A 16,614-nucleotide genomic window follows, 5' to 3' on the forward strand; every position below is an offset into this window, starting at 1 on the left:
GCCGTTCAGCATCGGTTATAGCGCAGCAGCGGCAGCAGCCACTGCTCAGCCTGATAACAAATTTGTCGGACGCGATCCTCGTCCAGCGTGCGGAAAAGACGCTGTAAGTAAGGATCGCTGCCCTCGCCCTCAAGCTGATAATTTCCCTGCCAGGCCTGCAACAGCTTGACGCGCGCTTTCGCCTGGCTGGCATCATCCAACAGCAAACTGTCACTCTTCTCGTCATAGCTGGATGTCAGCCAGGCGCCACCGGTTTTTGCCAGCAGCAGCAGCGGAACCGACATTCCCTGCCGGTAACCTTCGACAAAGCGCGCCAGCCATTCAGCTGCAGCATCAGGTTCAAGAGCATCAAATGCCCACTGGCTCTCTTTACGCCCGAACATTCGGCTGCGACCGGTACCGCCCATCATGCAGTAGACCAGGTGTTCCAGCCATAAGGCCAGCGCATCGTTAAAATTCAGTATTCCCGGACGCCAGCGCAATAAGCCATCTCGCTGAACCTGTGGCAGCCAGCCGCTCAGACGCACCTCGCCAACTTGCAGGTTAATTTCCCAGCTCTCACTGCTGCTACGCTGCTCACAAACTTGTTCAGCCAATAACGCCATTTCATCGAACTGCCCCTGCCAGAACAGCTCGCCAAAAGCACCATAGGGCAAATCGCCTGCCGCACGATGATAAGCAAACAGCCTGTCGGTATCTTTACCGTCGATTAGTGCGTTCAGTAACTGTGCATTGATCTGATAACGCCCAAGGCTGTCCAGCTCAAATGGCTCGGCGTCCGGCAACTCGGTTTCGTCCAGCGTGAAGCTCACGCCCAGACGCATACTGAAGAAAGCACGTACCGGATGACGCCAGAAACGCACCAGCTGCTCAAAATTCAGCTCGCTCAACGGCTGTCTCTCCAGCGGCTGCATAAATACGGGATGTGGCTCTCCGCGTGCTGCGGCGGCAGGCAGCCATTCAGCGGCAAAGCTGCGAAACTCGGCATCTTCACTGAAATTTTCCGCAGCAAACGGCATTCGGCTGTGCAGATGATGTAAATGCGCCAGCACTCGCTGAGCGCTACTGTCCACATCCAGCGCCTCATCACCCGGCAAGCAGAAACTTTGCGCAATGTAATCCACTAATTCACTGACCAGCACCGACGGATAACGTTCCGTATTATCCTGAATTGATCGGCCAATATAGCTAATGTAAAGCTGTTTTTGTGCGGAGAGTAATGCTTCCAGAAACAGGTAGCGATCGTCATCACGACGGCTGCGGTCGCCCTTCTGCGGTTTCTGGCTCATTAAATCAAAGCCCAGCGGTGGCAACGTGCGTGGATAGACTCCGTCGTTCATTCCCAGCAGACAGACCACTTTAAACGGGATCGAACGCATCGGCATCAGGGTACAGAAGTTAATTGGCCCGGCGAGGAAGCGCTGGCTGATACGCTGCTGATCGAGGCGAGAGGATAGCTCATCGCGCAGCAGCGTCAGCGGCACCGCCTGTTGATATTCCGCCTGAATGCCATAGCTAATCGCCTGCTGCCACTGCTCTTCAATCAATGCCAGCGCCGCTTCGGTCAGGGCATCGGCGACAAAAAAGTCGCTTAACAGCTCGCGGCACAGCGGCTGCCAGTGTTCCAGCGCGCGCGGCTGTGACAAGCGCTGCCGCCATTGATTGAGCTGCATCAGCAGTTCGGCCAGGTTACCTGCAAGTTCGGCGATCAGCCCGCTGGATTCGTCATACGGCAAAATCCCCTGCCAGTCGCCGGATTCGCTCTCCATCGCGTACCCCAGCAGCATGCGGGTAATGCCGAAACGCCAGGTATGCTGGCCGGTGGCCGGTAGCGCCAGTTCTCGCACATTATCATCGTCCAGCCCCCAGCGAATACCTGATTCACCGACCCACTGTCGCAAACGCCGTAAGCCGGTTTCATCAATATTAAACCGCGCCGCCAGCGCCGGAACCTCCAGCAGCGCCAGCACTTCTTCGCTGGCAAAACGGCTGTCTGGCAGGCTGAGCAAGCTGAGAAAGGCCTGCAATGCCGGATGCGCCTGGCTGGCGCGGCGGTCAGAAATAGCAAAGGGCAGATAGCGGTCAGGTGGCGCATTGCCAAATACCGCCTGGATAAACGGCGTACAGGCATCGATATCTGCCACCATTACGATAATGTCACGCGGTGACAGGTCGGGATCGTCGGCCATCATCGCCAGTAAACGATCCTGCAAAACCTCAACTTCACGCTGTGGGCTATGACAGACATGCAGCGAAATTGAGCGGTCATCCGGCTCCAGCCGCCGCTTCTGTGCGCTGTTTGCCAGTTCATCGGCGGTTAAGCCAATCACCGCATTATCTTCCAACTCCAGCAGGTCATGTTGCATGGTGTGCAGCAGACTGTCTGGCGCAACCTCGACAAAAGCATCGATTTCACGCGACTCCATTTGCGCCAGCAAAAACAGATTGTCACGCCCCAGTTTCCCCCAGGATGCCAGCAACGGATTACTCAGCTGCTGCTCACCTGCGGCATCAAACAGCGAGGCGGCATTATCCGGATCGCGAAACAACGCGCTTTCACGCTGCTGCTGGAAATGGCGGCGGCGGCGACTTTGCAGCTTCGCCAGGAAGGCGTAGTCCTGAATATCTCCCCAGTACTGGCGGCAAGGGTTGGTGAACAGCAGGTGGATATCAATATGTTTACCCAACGCCTGCAATGCTTGCAGATAAACCGGCGGTAACGCGGAAATGCCGCAGATAAATACCCGATCGGGTAAGCCAGCCGGACGCTCGCTGGCCTTCTCAAGCTGAGTGATAAAGCGCGAATAGAGGTTTGCACGGTGCCATTCCGGATGACCAAGCTGGCGGGTATATTCAACCAGCGCCGCCCACAGCGGCGCTTGCCACAGCTGTGCCTCACCGATGCCATCAACCAATTCACCTTTTTCCCAGCGGTTCAGCCAGTCAGATCGATAAACCAGATACTGGTCAAACAGGTCGGCGACCCGTGCCGCCAGCTGAAACAGCTTACGCTTATCCTCGTCATCAGTGAGGTAGTGACTGAGCGCCGCGAATTCCGGACGCGTCAGCATTTCCGGCAACAGCGTCATCAGTTTCCAGCTCATGCTGGCTTTGTTAAAGGCACTCTCTTTAGGAATATCCGGCAAGACGCGGACAAACATATCCCAGATAAAGCTGGCTGGCAGCGGGAATTCGATATTGGCGGCGATGCCGAACTGCTCGGCCAGCGACATCTGTAACCATTGCGCCATTCCCGGGCTTTGCACCAGCACCACTTCCGACTGAAAAGGATCGCGTAACGGTTGATTCTCAATATGATAAGCCGCCAGTGATTTCAGTAAATCTAACTGGTTAGAGTGGTAAACCGTAAACATTGTTGCTCCTGTTCAATCTTGCTGATGCGCAGCGACCGCGCCGACACTGTAACCCGTATACAGCCTGATGCAAACGCAGCTAAGCGCATTTTAACTGGCGACTTCTGTACTGATATCGCACTCAGGGTTCACAGCGCAGCGTGGTCAGCCGGGCTTCGCGCCCCAGTGAGCCGCGCGCTTGTGCCGTCAGTAACACACATCCCTCAGGCCCGCTTTGCTGCTGTAGCTCTGTCTGCCAGCCGTCAGCCGCCTGCCCCTCGATGCGCTGAGCAGCATAACGCCACGCCTGTCGCTGTTGCCACTGTAAGGCGAATCCCTGTGTCAGCACACGTTGATACTGTAGCAATGCGGTTAAACTCAGGCTAAACAGCAGCAGCGCGAACAGGACCTCCGCCAGGCTAAAACCACGTTGCCGCTCAGAGCGCATTGGGGATGCAGCCTGTCGCATTGCTCAGCGGGCAGAAATCAATCCAGCCGTGAGCTAACCGGCGCACCTGTCGCCCACCGTCTGGCGCATCCTCAACCCATTGCCAGTGGACAATCGGTTGATGGTTGCTGGTAAGCAGCTGGCCGCGCAGCAGGCCACGCTGCGGATGAAGTCGATTAAAACAGGCATGCCACATCTGCTGTAATTCACTCTGGCAGTGCCAGCCGTCACTGACGGGCCATGACAACTGGCTTCCCCACGCCAGTGCCGCCTGCGCGGCATAAAATTCAATGATGTGCTGGCGTTCATCCGCCACCAGCGACAGTGAAGCCGCAAGCTGCTGACGGGTAGCGTTCAGCAGCGCAGTACCTAACAGTAGTATCATCACGACCATGGTTAACGCCCCACTTCCCTGTTGCTGCCTCATAGATTGATTCCGTCTATCCACTGCTCCAGTACCACGGTGCGCGCAGGAAAAACCTGCGCATAACCGCTTATTTTCAGCCTGATGGTGCGGTTATCGCGCAGCGCCTGAAATTGGCTGACGGTAACAAAGCGCGGATCGTTAAGGCGCTCCCAGCCGGAGCTGTCACAGCTGGTGACGCCACGCTGCATCTCGATACTGTCGTTACGCCAGCGATAGCCGTAAAATTCGCTGTCCGCGTGGGTACTCTCCTCCCACCGTCCGTTGCTGTTTTCATCCCATTTAATCAGTAAACATTGCCCGTTAGCGGCAATTTGCAGCCCGTCTCCGCTGCACTGCCCATTGCAGTAACCGGCGCGGCGCACCGCTTTCTCCAGCGTCATCATCATCTGCTGTAACTCCTCTTCCAGACGCAATTGCGCCAGCAGCTGCAAATTCTGCCCGTGTAACTGCGGTAACAGCCGGACTGCTCCCAGCATTAATACGCCGCAGATCGCCATGGCGATCAGCATTTCAGTCAGGCTGAATCCGGCATTTTTCACTGGCAGTTCTCCTGCTCTTCCGGTTTGCAAAGGCGAATACGCGCCCTGGCAGAGACAATTATTCGCCACTGACCAGCAGCATTAGCGAATTCAATATTGCCCGCCCGCGCCACATTACGCCGGCCGTAAAACCCCATATCCTGGGTGATATTTATCAGCCGCACATCGTCATGGGGTGCAATCAGTTGATTACGTCGCCCCGGCTGGCATTGGTCAGCCGGCATCACCCCACTTCCCAGGCACCAGCGGGCGCCGGGCTTAAGCCACAGCACCTGATCGGCATTGTGCCAGTTGGCCCAGGCGCGCAGCTGATGGAGAAAGTGCTGAATCTGCTGGGCGGTTTCAGCCAGCCGCTGCTGCTGCTGCCAGCGCAGCCAGCCGGAAAAAGCGCTGGCGCTAAGAATGCCAACAATCACCAGCACGATCAGCAGTTCAGGTAAGGTGTAACCTTGAGCATGTTGAGTTTTCATGACGGCTACTATTGCTGAGTAGCGAACAACAGGCGAGAGACAAAGATGCAGTGATCGGCATGCCTCGCAAAAAACGTTTTAACCTTGCAGTGGGCGGCAGTTTTTTGCGTACAGCCTTCAGAATTTATTGGGGATAACGTGGAAATTAATAAGGTGCGGTGGTCAACAGGATGACCACCGCAGGTTTCCAGATTAGATCGCGACTGGCGCTTTAATTGGCGGGTGAGGATCGTAGCCCTCAATGTCGAAATCTTCAAAGCGATAATCAAATAGCGACGCAGGTTTGCGCTTAATTACCAGCTTCGGCATCGGACGCGGCTCACGCGATAGCTGCAGGTCAGTCTGTTCCAGATGATTGCTGTACAGATGGGTGTCGCCACCGGTCCAGACAAAATCACCCACTTCCAGATCGCACTGCTGCGCCATCATATGCACCAGCAACGCATAGCTGGCGATATTAAACGGCAGGCCCAGGAACACGTCGCAGGAACGCTGGTAAAGCTGACAGGAGAGCTTGCCATCTGCCACGTAGAACTGGAAGAAGGCGTGACAAGGTGCCAGTGCCATTTGATCCAGCTCGCCCACATTCCACGACGAAACAATAATACGCCGTGAATCCGGGTCCTGTTTCAGCTGTTCCAGCACCTTGCTGATTTGGTCAATCTGGCGACCATCAGCCGCGCCCCAGCTACGCCATTGCTTACCGTACACCGGCCCTAAATCACCGTTTTCATCCGCCCACTCATCCCAGATCGATACTTTGTTCTCTTTCAGATAAGCGGTATTGGTGTCCCCCTGCAAAAACCATAACAGCTCATGAATAATCGAGCGCAAATGGCAACGCTTGGTGGTCACCAGCGGAAAGCCTTCCTGCAGGTTGAAACGCATCTGATGGCCAAAAATCGACAGCGTGCCGGTGCCGGTGCGATCGTTTTTCGCTGTGCCCTCAGCGAGCACTTTCTGCATTAAATCCAGATACTGTTTCATTTTTCCTCACGAAATTTGTTGCTGCGGGCGACGACGATACGCCCAAATCATCATGATCACGCCGGCCAGAACCATCGGAATCGACAAAATTTGTCCCATGCTGATGACGTTATCAAACAGGCCGAGCTGAGCATCCGGCTGGCGGAAGAACTCGATAAAACTGCGGAATGCGCCATAACCGATCAGGAACAGACCTGAGACCGCGCCCATCGGACGTGGCTTACGAATAAACAGGTTGAGAATGATAAACAGCACCACCCCTTCCAGCAGCAGTTCGTACACCTGCGAAGGATGACGCGGCAGCACACCGTAAGTTGCCAGTAGCGATTGCCATTCAGGATGGCTGGCGACCAGCGCCACATCTTCGCCACGAGAACCTGGAAACAGCATCGCCCATGGCAGATCAGGTGCCACACGGCCCCACAGTTCGCCATTAATAAAGTTGCCCAGGCGACCCGCACCGAGACCAAACGGGATCAGCGGAGCAATAAAATCAGCCACCTGGAAGAAGTTACGTTTGGTGCGGCGGGCAAACCAGATCATTACGCAGATCACGCCAATCAGGCCGCCGTGGAACGACATACCGCCATCCCAGACTTTAAACAGATACAGCGGGTTATCGAGGAACAGCGGCATGTTGTAGAACAATACATAGCCGATGCGGCCGCCAAGGAACACGCCGAGGAAACCAGCATACAGCAGGTTTTCCACTTCCTCTTTTTTCCAGCCGCTGCCTGGTTTGTTGGCACGGCGCACCGCCAGCCACATTGCAAAAACAAAGCCGACCAGGTACATCAGGCCGTACCAGTGTAGGGAAACCGGCCCGATGGAAAAAATCACCGGATCGAATTGCGGGAAAGCCAGGTAGCCGTTATTCATCTGTCACCATAAAATTTTCTGCCCTGAATGGCGGGTTGACTCTGATTTGAGGCTGCGAATCATAGCACAGCCCTAAATTGAGCGATCCCGATAACTGTAATTTAATACAACCGCCGTTAACGGCCACCGCGAATTAAACCGCCTAATCCACGCTGCTCCATAAACGCGGATACCCGCTGGCGTACTTCTCCGGCGGTTTGTGCCTGCAGGCACTCGGAGGCCAGTCTTTGCGCTTCTTCGCGGTCGATATGCCGCAGCAGATATTTAACCCGCGCCACATTGCGGCCGTTCATGCTGAGATGGTGATAACCGAGGCCGATAAGCAGCATTACGCACATCGGGTCACCAGCCATTTCACCACACAAACAGAGTTCAACGCCGGCACGCTCAGCCTGCTGAGCAATATTCTGTAAAGCATGCAGCATCGCCGGGTGCAGGCTGTCGTAGAGGCTGGCAACCCGGGTATTATTGCGATCGACCGCCAACAGATACTGAGTCAGATCGTTAGTGCCCACCGAGACAAAATCAACCCGTGACGACAAATGCGGGATCATATACAGCATGGATGGCACTTCGATCATAATGCCGATGCGCGGTTGTGGGATTGGATATCCCAGCATCTCTTCGACCTCACGACCGGCACGCTCAATTAGCCGTTTAGCATCATCGATCTCATCAATGCTGGTGATCATCGGTAACAAAATGCTCAGGTTGCCGGTTGCCACATTGGCACGCAGCATCGCGCGCACCTGGATCAGGAAGATTTCCGGCTGATCGAGCGTCAGGCGAATACCGCGCCAGCCAAGACAGGGATTCTCTTCACTGATCGGCATATAAGGCAGCTGTTTGTCAGCACCGATATCCAGCGTGCGCAGCGTCACCGGCTTATTGAGAAACAGTTGCAGCATGCCCTGATACTGGGCCACCTGCTCTTCTTCTGACGGAAAGCCGCTGTGCAGCATAAACGGAATTTCGGTGCGATAGAGGCCAACGCCGTCCACCCAGCTACCCAGTGCCTGCTCATGCTCCGCGCTCAGACCGGCATTCAGCATCACCTGAACCCGCTCTCCGCTCTTTAATTCACCCTGCTGTTCAACCAGGTCCTCAGCCGTTTTGCTGAGCGCATTCTCTTCGCTGATCAGCCGCTGATACTCCTGCACCAGCACCGGCTCAGGATCGATCAGCAGCTCACCGCGATAGCCATCAACGATCAATAAACGCTTGTTCAGCTGTTCAGGCTGAATATCAGCGCCCATCACCGTCGGAATGCCCATCGCGCGCACCAGAATCGCGGCATGGGAATTGGCTGCGCCATCGCGCACCACGACGCCTGCCAGGCGATCCTGCGGCAGCTCCGCCAGTGTCGTCGCGGTCAGTTCATCAGCCACCAGCACAAAGCGCTCTGGCCAGGCATTGGTGCCTTGCAGGCTGTCGTCCAGGTGAAACAGCAGCCGCTGCCCCAGCACCCGCAGATCGCCGGCGCGCTCGCGCAGATAGTTGTCCTGCAAGCTGGCGAACTGCGCGGCAAATTTCTCAATCACGGTTTTGACCGCCCACTCAGCCACCGAGCCGCGATCAATTTCAGCAAACAGATCGTTTTTCAGTCGGGCGTCGGTCAACAGATGCGAGTAGAGATCGAAGATCGCCGCGCTCTCTTTCTGCGCGCTGGCGGTAAAGCGTTTGCTGAAGCGACGGAATTCACTCGCGGCTTCGCTCATTGCCAATAGCAGGCGCTCGCGCTCGCGGTGGGTATCCAGCGTTGAGGCGGCAGAAACCTGATCGAGTGACGGCTGAGTGACATCTACCCATCCCGGTGCCACCGCCACGCCGGGTGCGGCCGCCAGCGCTTTAATCCGCGTCTGGCGAAACTGTCCAAACAGCTGATGCAGCTGCGATTGTGACAGGATAGCAGCCATCTGAGTGGCAAGGGTAACCAGGAAGGATTCTTCGCTCTCGTCGAATTGACGATGCTCACGCTGCTGGACCACCAGCACGCCGAGTAACTGGCGACGCGTGATAATAGGCACGCCGAGGAAGGAGCGAAAACGCTCCTCTTTAACCGCGGGCACATATTTAAAGCTGGGATGTTTTTGCGCATCGGCGAGGTTAATCGGCTCAGCCAGACGCCCGACTAAGCCGACGATACCTTCATCAAATGCAAGGGCGACCGTACGCCCGCGCGGCTTTTTTAGCCCGCGCGTCGCCATCAGGTAGTAGCAGCGACGATCGTGGTCAGCGAGATAAACCGAGCAGACCTCAGTGTCCATCGCAAAACAAATCTCGTTGACCAGAATCTCAAGAGATTCACTTAATCGCGGCGCCCCCGCTACTTTCTCAACAATATCGCGCAACTGAGTGAGCATAATCTGCCTGGATTAACCTCTTTTACGTCGATAAGCAGGCGCATTGCGCTGCACAGAACTCTCCTGCAACGGCATTACCACACCAGAAAACTCTTTCATCACGCGGCGGTAGACGTCGCGTTTAAAAGAGACCACCTGGCGCACCGGATACCAAAAACTCACCCAGCGCCAACCATCGAACTCAGGCGTGCTGCTGGTTTGCATATTGATATCCGCGTCATTACACATCAACTGCAGAAGAAACCACTTTTGTTTCTGGCCGATACAAACCGGCTTTGTGTCCCAACGCACCAAACGTTTTGGCAACTTATAACGTAACCAGTTACGGGTAGAAGCAAGAATACGGACGTCTTTCCGGTGTAAACCAACTTCTTCGAAAAGTTCGCGGTACATCGCCTGTTCCGCAGTTTCGCCAGGATTGATCCCTCCCTGTGGAAACTGCCAGGAGTGTTGTCCATAACGTCTGGCCCACAACACTTGTCCCTGCTTGTTACAGATTACGATACCAACATTCGGGCGGTAGCCATCATCATCGATCACCGGACTACCTCAAACTAAAACTCGGATGTTCTGATTGTTTCATACTCCTTACAGACGGTAAACCACTGGTTGCGGTGCCGAACATCGGATAACAATGGGATAACTCACAGATATCATCAAAGTTATAAACAGAGACCATGACAAAAAGGCGATCTTATTCACGTTTTCTGTGGATAGCTTTGTGAAGAACTCGGTACATAGCGGGATAAAACTTTCGCCAGAGCGAAAACGAGGAAATTTTATCTTAGGAATTAACCTATATTAATCAAAATGATGATAAGGTTTATCACAGGTTAAAAAACAACATTCAGTGGTCCTGATTCGCCATCGATCGCCAACTGGTGAAAGATCGAACGCTGAAGATTTTATCCACAGATTATGCCAATAAGTTACGCACAAAATGCACTGTTCGCGCAAAAAAGCCGGTCGTCAAGGCTGTAAATCAAAACAGTGTTCTGCTGAAAAGCGACTTATCCCAGATTTCTGTGGATAACCGGGGGTAAGATCCTGTTCATTGTCGATGACAACATGGTAAAACCTCAGCCGGCTGATCCATTCTTGGGTTTAGAGTGGCATAAAAAATCATGTGTAATCATGCTATTATTCCTGTTTTACACAATCAGACCGCTGCATAAATACTATCACGTAACATCTGTTTGTTTTTTAACCTAATCGCAGGAACTGAGATGGCCGTTGATTTTTCCCCTGTTACTCCCCCTGACGACGAAGCCACGCTGTTGGCACGCGCGCAATCATTAGCGGGCTATACACTGGGTGAACTGGCTATTCGGGCGCAGTTAGCAATTCCGGCGAATCTGAAACGTGATAAAGGCTGGGTCGGTACTTTGCTGGAGATTCATCTGGGAGCCAATGCCGGCAGCAAACCCGAGCAGGATTTCGCCGATATCGGCGTTGAACTGAAAACGATCCCGATTGACAGTTTGGGTCGTCCGCTGGAAACCACTTTCGTCTGCGTTGCCCCACTGACCGGCAACACTGGCGTGACCTGGCACAGCAGCCACGTGCGTCATAAGCTTTCGCGAGTGTTATGGATCCCGGTGGAAGGCGACCGCGCCATTCCGCTGGCCGAGCGTCGGGTAGGGGCACCGCTGCTCTGGAGCCCCAGCGCTGAAGAAGAGGAACAGTTGCAGCGTGACTGGGAAGAGTTGATGGATCTGATCGTGCTGGGCAAGGTAGAACGCATTACTGCACGCCATGGTGAGGTGCTGCAAATCAGGCCTAAAGCCGCCAACAGTAAAGCGCTGACTGAAGGAATTGGCGAAAATGGTCAACCCATTATGACTCTGCCGCGCGGCTTCTATCTGAAAAAAACCTTTACCGGGCCGCTGCTGGCGCGCCATTTTTTGTTATAAATTGTAAGTAGTGCGGGTTATCACATTTCAGAAAGTTGCGATTAACGTCTCAGCCAAATAAGTTTATTACTACACTGGTAAACTGACGAAAACACAGCGGGAGAACATGGATGAAGTGGATGTTAAGTGCAGTCGCAGCCGCAATGCTGGTTAGCGGTTGCAGCAGTGATTATGTAATGGCGACTAAAGATGGCAATATGATTATGACCGAAGGCAAGCCGGTTATCGATAAAGAGACCGGACTGGTAAAATATGTTGATCAGTCAGGTCATGAAGTTCAGATCAACGGCGACGAAGTTTCCACCATTATCGAGCGTTAATCCTGCTTAATGTTACCTGCTGCGGCATCATCGGTGATGCAGCAGGCTCTCCACCAGCCTTACAGGCAAAATGCACACTTCCCCCTCTGCGCTGCCACGGTTATAGTCAAAAATGCGTTAATTCGTTTTACCCTTTCCAAAATGAAAAAAGGAAGCCGGCAAATGCAATATCACCGTATCCCCCATAGCACACTGGAAGTCAGCACGCTGGGGTTAGGAACCATGACGTTTGGTGAGCAAAATAGCGAAGCCGACGCCCATGCTCAACTGGATTTGGCATTACGTTCCGGTATCAACCTGATTGATACCGCCGAGATGTACCCGGTGCCACCACGCCCGGAAACCCAGGGACTGACTGAAAGCTATATTGGCAGTTGGATTAAATCACGCGGCAACCGCGATAAGATCGTGCTGGCATCAAAAGTGGCCGGGCCGTCACGGGGCAATGATGCTTCGATCCGCCCGAATCAGGCGCTGGATCGTAAAAACATCCGCGAAGCGCTGGATGCTTCACTTAAGCGTCTGAATACCGACTATCTCGATCTTTATCAGCTGCACTGGCCACAGCGTCCGGCCAACTACTTTGGCAAACTGAACTATGAGTACAATGATGCCAGCGTACCGGTCACGCTGCTGGAAACGCTGGAAGCGCTTAATGAGCAAGTGCGAGCCGGCAAGATTCGATATATCGGCGTATCCAATGAGACCGCATGGGGCGTAATGCGTTACCTGCAATTGGCGGAAAAGCACGAGCTGCCGCGCATCGTGACGATTCAAAACCCTTACAGCCTGCTGAACCGCAGTTTTGAGGTTGGCCTGGCAGAAATCAGCCAGCACGAAGGTGTGGAGCTGCTGGCCTATTCAAGCCTGGCGTTCGGTACTCTGAGCGGTAAATATCTGAATGGGGCGAAACCGGTGGGCGCGCGTAATACGCTGTTCAGCCGCTTTACCCGCTACAGTGGCGAGCAGTCACAGCAGGCGATTGCGGAATATGTGGCGTTAGCCAACAAGCATAATCTGGACCCGTCACAAATGGCGCTGGCCTTTGTCCGTCAGCAGCCTTTTGTTGCCAGTACCCTGCTGGGCGCCACCACGCTGGAGCAATTACAGATTAATATCGACAGCTTTAACCTGACGCTGACGGAAGACGTGGTACAGGAGCTGGAAGCGATTCATCGTCGTTATACCTATCCGGCACCTTAATCTTACGGTATTGCTGAAATTCAGTATGCCGACAGAGGCGGCGAAATCGCCGCCTCTTATGTCTTCAGGGGAGCCATTTTCGGCTGCCGTTCAGATAGCTCTCACTGTGCAATCCGTCAGCCAGCGCGTCTTTTTTGCGCTAACTGCCAGCCCCACAGCACGGCAATCGCCAGCGCAAACAGTGCGCCAAAACCCACGCCAGTTGCCACTGCCGGTGCGCCCAGCTTGATGGCCAGCGAATAGAGTCCCAGCATCAATAGCATCGCACTGTTTTCGCCCAGATTCTGCACCGCAATGGCGTTACCGGCTCCGACCGTGGCTTTACCACGTTCCTGCAACAGCGCATTAAGCGGCACCACAAAGAATCCGCCCAGCACACCAATAATCACCAGCAGCGCATAGGCATTAAACAGGCTGTGCTGAATGGCGAAAAAGATTACCGCCACGCCAATCAGCACTCCGGCAGGCATACAGCGCCCGACGGTTTTTAGCGTCACCAACTTTGCCGCCGCCGCCGCACCAATGACAATACCAATCGCCACCATCGCATTCAGCAGCGTCGGTGTCTTATTGTCGGTGATGCCCAGCGCCACCGGCACCCACAGCACCAGCAGGAAGCGCAGCGTGACGCCCGCTCCCCAGAACAGACTGGTGCCCAGCAGTGAAAAACGGGTTTCGCCATTGCGCCACAGCACTTTACAGGCGCTGAAGAAGCTGCGAGACATGCTTAACGGATGCCAGCTCTGGCCGGCCCGCGCCACAGACAGTTTCGGAATCAGCAGGTTAGCCGCAACTGCCAGCCCGTAGGCCAGCACACAGGCAATTAACGCCGCCAGCAGGCTCCAGTCGGCCAGCACCCCGCCCGCTACCGAACCCAGCAGGATGGCAGCAATGGTTGAAGCTTCCATCAGACCGTTCGCTTTCACCAGCTTTTCACCGCTGGTGATTTCGCCGAGGATGCCATACTTCGCCGGTGAGTACGCCGCGGCGCCTACGCCAACCAGGCTGTAACCGATAAATGGATTAAAGCCAAAGCAGATCACCAACGCACCAAGCAATTTCAGCGCGTTAGCAAACATCATCACTCGCCCTTTAGCAAAGCTGTCAGCAATCTGCCCGACAAAAGGCGCCAGAATGATATAGGTGGCGACAAATACCATCTGCAATACCGGCTGGCTCCAGTCGGGATAAAGCTGGTTTTTAATCACCGCCAGGGTGGCAAACAACAGCGCATTATCGCCAAAAGCCGAGAAAAACTGGGCGGTAATCACCGCCATCATACCGCGCGACAGCAGCGGCTTATCGTCATTCAACGCCCTGTTCATGCGGATTTAGCCTCTTCTTCTGCCATTTTACGCAGGGTAACGAAGTCGGGTTTTCCACTGCCGAGCTGCGGCAGCTGTTTCAAATAGCGAATATCACGCGGTACTGCCAGTTCCGGGCTGCCTAACGTTCGCGCTGCACTCTGCAACTGCTCACGCGTCAGCGCTTTATCGGTAGTAAACAGCACCAGCGCTTCACCGCGATTGCCATCTGGTTTAATTGATGCCGCGTGCTGCTGCTCTGATGACGCTTTCAGCGCGATCTGTTCCACCATTTCCAGCGAAACCATTTCACCGGCAATTTTGGCAAAACGTTTTACCCGGCCCTGGATCTGGCAAAAACCGTGCTCGTCAAAGCTGACGATATCACCGGTATCATACCAGCCCGCTTCCATCTGGCCTTCACCGTTGTCGGCCTGAGGTTCTTCAAGGAAGCCAGGACGCTCGACGCGCAGGTAGCCTTTCATAATATTCGGGCCACGCAGTTGCAGCAGGCCGCCATTCTCAATGCCCGGTACCGAGATCAGCCGCGAATCCATGCCCGGTAAGATACGCCCGACGCTGTGCGGACGCGCTGCCATCGGCACATTAATCGCGACTACCGGCGCGCACTCGGTAACGCCATAACCTTCCAGAATGCGCACGCCAAAACGCTCCTGCCAGACCTGACGAGTCTGCTCCTGTAGCTTCTCTGCACCGGCGACCACGTAGCGCAGACGAGCAAAGTCGTAAGGATTGGCAAAGCGCGCATAGTTACCGAGGAAGGTCGAGGTGCCGAACAGCACGGTGCAGTTACGGTCATAGACCAGTTCCGGCACGATGCGGTAATGCAATGGACTTGGATAGAGGAATACTTCCGCACCGGTCATTAGCGGAGTAAACATGCCGACCGTCAGGCCGAAAGCATGGAACAGCGGCAGCGCTGACATAAAGCGATCGCGCGGCGTGAAGTCCGCCACGGTGCGAATCTGCTCGACGTTAGCCAGCAGGCTTTTATGCGAATGCACCACGCCCTTCGGGCTGCCTTCGGAACCGGAAGTAAACAGCACCATGGCGGCATCTTCAGGCTGCTGCGGCACCATCGCGCGGCGCGGCATCAGCAGATGGCCGAGGATCCACAATTTATCCTGCAACGTGACGGTATCTTTCAGATCCTCAAGGAAGATCCATTTCGCGCCGGTCACTTCCTCCGGCAGATGCATCAGCTTGCCCTTCTCAAGGAACTGACGCGAGGTAAATACTGTTTTGACTTCGGCAGCTTTCAGCGCGCTGGTTAATCCCTGCGCCCCCGCGGTGTAATTCAGCATCGCCGGAATGCGTCCGCGCATCGATGCACCAAAAATTGCCGCCGCGGTAACAGTGGTATTGGGCAGCATCAGGCCAATCACCTCGCCCTGAGTGGTATAGCGCTCGAGAATACGCCCAACGCCCAGCGATTTTTTTAACAGGCCGGTGTAGCTGTCGGGTTTGAAGTTAATGTCCTCGATGCAGTTCTTAAAATAACCATAACGGGTACGTGCGCTAAGAAAGGCTTCATACAGCGTTTCACGCGGCCGCACCGCCATCCGTGCTTCCATCATCACATGATGTAAATGCTCACCTGCCAGCGCGCGGCGATCGCGCGCGCGCGGCGCATCGGGCATCGGAATGGTGGTCGCAGGCAGCACCGTCAGGGTAATGCGTGGAAACAGACGCCGCTTAAAAACGCCGCCAAGACGACCAAACGGCGTGTACTCTGCGCCTTCAATACGCAGCGGCACCACCGTCGCCTGTGATTTGGCAGCAACGAAACCGGCGCCGCTGTAAATTTTCATCAGTGAGCTGGTGACCGTAATGCGCCCTTCCGGAAAAATCACAACCGGACGCCCCTGCCCAATCATGCGCACCAGATGCTTAATCGCCAGCGGTTTGGTCGGATCGAGTGGCACAAAATCGATTACGGACTTCACCCAGCGCATGTACCATTTTTCACTGACGGAAGAGTAGACGGCGAACACGGGTTTAACCGGCAAAAATACCGCCAGCAGTACGCCATCGAGGAACGACATATGGTTAGGCGTAATCAGCACCCGCTCTTTATATAGCGCAGCTATATCCCCACGCAACTCAGCGCGATACATAAGACGGAACAAAAAGCGGAAAAACGAGAACAACATGCCGACTCCTTTAGCATCTATAAACATTACGCATCACGATGCAGGATATGACGATTTAACTCAATGCGCTAAACGATAAAACCGGTGATATTTTCTAAAATATAACCGCACAAATGTTTCTCCTCGCGTGCCCCCGTTCTGTTCTGCCAGCCACACTTCAGCGCGAGGAACTTCTCGCTATAAAACTAAAAAGATCCAGTAAAAAACAGAAGAAGTTGACGCGCCAGCTAACGA

14 protein-coding genes are annotated in these 16,614 nt (G+C 54.6%); 3 read left to right on the plus strand and 11 right to left on the minus strand.

The window, feature by feature from the left end:
• Positions 1–5 precede the first annotated feature (5 nt).
• The 9 genes from recC to rppH form a co-directional block, all read right to left on the minus strand.
• Positions 6–3,374, minus strand: coding sequence for an exodeoxyribonuclease V subunit gamma (recC, locus tag RIN69_RS18030; protein WP_313853502.1), 3,369 nt, complete (start codon positions 3,372–3,374; stop codon positions 6–8).
• A 121-nt stretch (positions 3,375–3,495) separates the two neighbouring features.
• Positions 3,496–3,801, minus strand: coding sequence for a prepilin-type N-terminal cleavage/methylation domain-containing protein (locus tag RIN69_RS18035; RefSeq protein ID WP_313853504.1), 306 nt, complete (start codon positions 3,799–3,801; stop codon positions 3,496–3,498).
• Positions 3,791–4,228, minus strand: coding sequence for a DUF2509 family protein (locus tag RIN69_RS18040; protein WP_313853505.1), 438 nt, complete (start codon positions 4,226–4,228; stop codon positions 3,791–3,793). The genes RIN69_RS18035 and RIN69_RS18040 overlap by 11 nt, the downstream gene beginning before the upstream one ends.
• Positions 4,225–4,773 carry a prepilin peptidase-dependent protein gene (locus RIN69_RS18045; RefSeq protein ID WP_313857793.1) on the minus strand — a complete coding sequence of 183 codons (549 nt, stop codon included), beginning with the start codon at positions 4,771–4,773 and terminating at the stop codon, positions 4,225–4,227. Before RIN69_RS18045 ends, RIN69_RS18040 begins: the two co-directional genes overlap by 4 nt.
• The gene (locus tag RIN69_RS18050) at positions 4,764–5,237 is read right to left on the minus strand and encodes a prepilin peptidase-dependent protein (protein WP_313853506.1); all 474 of its coding nucleotides are present in this window, start codon (positions 5,235–5,237) and stop codon (positions 4,764–4,766) included. The genes RIN69_RS18045 and RIN69_RS18050 overlap by 10 nt, the downstream gene beginning before the upstream one ends.
• Before the next feature lie 192 nt (positions 5,238–5,429).
• Entirely contained in the window at positions 5,430–6,224 is a 795-nt protein-coding gene (thyA, locus tag RIN69_RS18055; RefSeq protein ID WP_313853507.1) for a thymidylate synthase, read from the minus strand.
• Positions 6,225–6,230: 6 nt separating this feature from the next.
• The gene (gene lgt, locus RIN69_RS18060) at positions 6,231–7,103 is read right to left on the minus strand and encodes a prolipoprotein diacylglyceryl transferase (RefSeq protein ID WP_313853508.1); all 873 of its coding nucleotides are present in this window, start codon (positions 7,101–7,103) and stop codon (positions 6,231–6,233) included.
• A gap of 116 nt (positions 7,104–7,219) precedes the next feature.
• Entirely contained in the window at positions 7,220–9,466 is a 2,247-nt protein-coding gene (gene ptsP / locus RIN69_RS18065; RefSeq protein ID WP_313853509.1) for a phosphoenolpyruvate--protein phosphotransferase, read from the minus strand.
• Between the two features lie 12 nt (positions 9,467–9,478).
• Positions 9,479–10,006: an RNA pyrophosphohydrolase gene (rppH, locus tag RIN69_RS18070; protein ID WP_017803569.1), complete on the minus strand. Its 528-nt coding sequence runs from the start codon at positions 10,004–10,006 to the stop codon at positions 9,479–9,481.
• Positions 10,007–10,692: 686 nt separating this feature from the next.
• Here rppH and mutH point away from each other — a divergent pair.
• From mutH to RIN69_RS18085, 3 genes are all read left to right on the plus strand, one after another.
• Complete coding sequence (mutH, locus tag RIN69_RS18075) at positions 10,693–11,379, plus strand: DNA mismatch repair endonuclease MutH (protein ID WP_313853511.1); 687 nt, start codon at positions 10,693–10,695, stop codon at positions 11,377–11,379.
• A 110-nt stretch (positions 11,380–11,489) separates the two neighbouring features.
• A complete protein-coding gene (locus RIN69_RS18080; RefSeq protein ID WP_313853513.1) occupies positions 11,490–11,699 on the plus strand; it encodes a YgdI/YgdR family lipoprotein in 210 nt (69 codons plus the stop codon).
• A 162-nt stretch (positions 11,700–11,861) separates the two neighbouring features.
• On the plus strand, positions 11,862–12,902 hold the full coding sequence (locus RIN69_RS18085) for an NADP(H)-dependent aldo-keto reductase (RefSeq protein WP_313853516.1): 1,041 nt from the start codon (positions 11,862–11,864) through the stop codon (positions 12,900–12,902).
• Positions 12,903–13,018: 116 nt separating this feature from the next.
• Here RIN69_RS18085 and lplT read toward each other — a convergent pair whose 3' ends face one another.
• The gene (gene lplT / locus RIN69_RS18090) at positions 13,019–14,227 is read right to left on the minus strand and encodes a lysophospholipid transporter LplT (RefSeq protein ID WP_313853518.1); all 1,209 of its coding nucleotides are present in this window, start codon (positions 14,225–14,227) and stop codon (positions 13,019–13,021) included.
• On the minus strand, positions 14,224–16,380 hold the full coding sequence (aas, locus tag RIN69_RS18095; RefSeq protein WP_313853520.1) for a bifunctional acyl-ACP--phospholipid O-acyltransferase/long-chain-fatty-acid--ACP ligase: 2,157 nt from the start codon (positions 16,378–16,380) through the stop codon (positions 14,224–14,226). The genes lplT and aas overlap by 4 nt, the downstream gene beginning before the upstream one ends.
• Positions 16,381–16,614: the final 234 nt, after the last annotated feature.

The sequence above is a fragment of the Winslowiella toletana genome, from assembly GCF_032164335.1.
Lineage (GTDB): Bacteria > Pseudomonadota > Gammaproteobacteria > Enterobacterales > Enterobacteriaceae > Erwinia > Erwinia toletana_A.

Coding starts and splice junctions, on each gene's coding strand:
- recC (WP_313853502.1), bottom strand. CDS start 3,374: ATGTTTACGGTTTACCACTCTAACCAGTTAGATTTACTGAAATCACTG.
- RIN69_RS18035 (WP_313853504.1), bottom strand. CDS start 3,801: ATGCGCTCTGAGCGGCAACGTGGTTTTAGCCTGGCGGAGGTCCTGTTC.
- RIN69_RS18040 (WP_313853505.1), bottom strand. CDS start 4,228: ATGAGGCAGCAACAGGGAAGTGGGGCGTTAACCATGGTCGTGATGATA.
- RIN69_RS18050 (WP_313853506.1), bottom strand. CDS start 5,237: ATGAAAACTCAACATGCTCAAGGTTACACCTTACCTGAACTGCTGATC.
- thyA (WP_313853507.1), bottom strand. CDS start 6,224: ATGAAACAGTATCTGGATTTAATGCAGAAAGTGCTCGCTGAGGGCACA.
- lgt (WP_313853508.1), bottom strand. CDS start 7,103: ATGAATAACGGCTACCTGGCTTTCCCGCAATTCGATCCGGTGATTTTT.
- ptsP (WP_313853509.1), bottom strand. CDS start 9,466: ATGCTCACTCAGTTGCGCGATATTGTTGAGAAAGTAGCGGGGGCGCCG.
- mutH (WP_313853511.1), top strand. CDS start 10,693: ATGGCCGTTGATTTTTCCCCTGTTACTCCCCCTGACGACGAAGCCACG.
- RIN69_RS18080 (WP_313853513.1), top strand. CDS start 11,490: ATGAAGTGGATGTTAAGTGCAGTCGCAGCCGCAATGCTGGTTAGCGGT.
- RIN69_RS18085 (WP_313853516.1), top strand. CDS start 11,862: ATGCAATATCACCGTATCCCCCATAGCACACTGGAAGTCAGCACGCTG.
- lplT (WP_313853518.1), bottom strand. CDS start 14,227: ATGAACAGGGCGTTGAATGACGATAAGCCGCTGCTGTCGCGCGGTATG.
- aas (WP_313853520.1), bottom strand. CDS start 16,380: ATGTTGTTCTCGTTTTTCCGCTTTTTGTTCCGTCTTATGTATCGCGCT.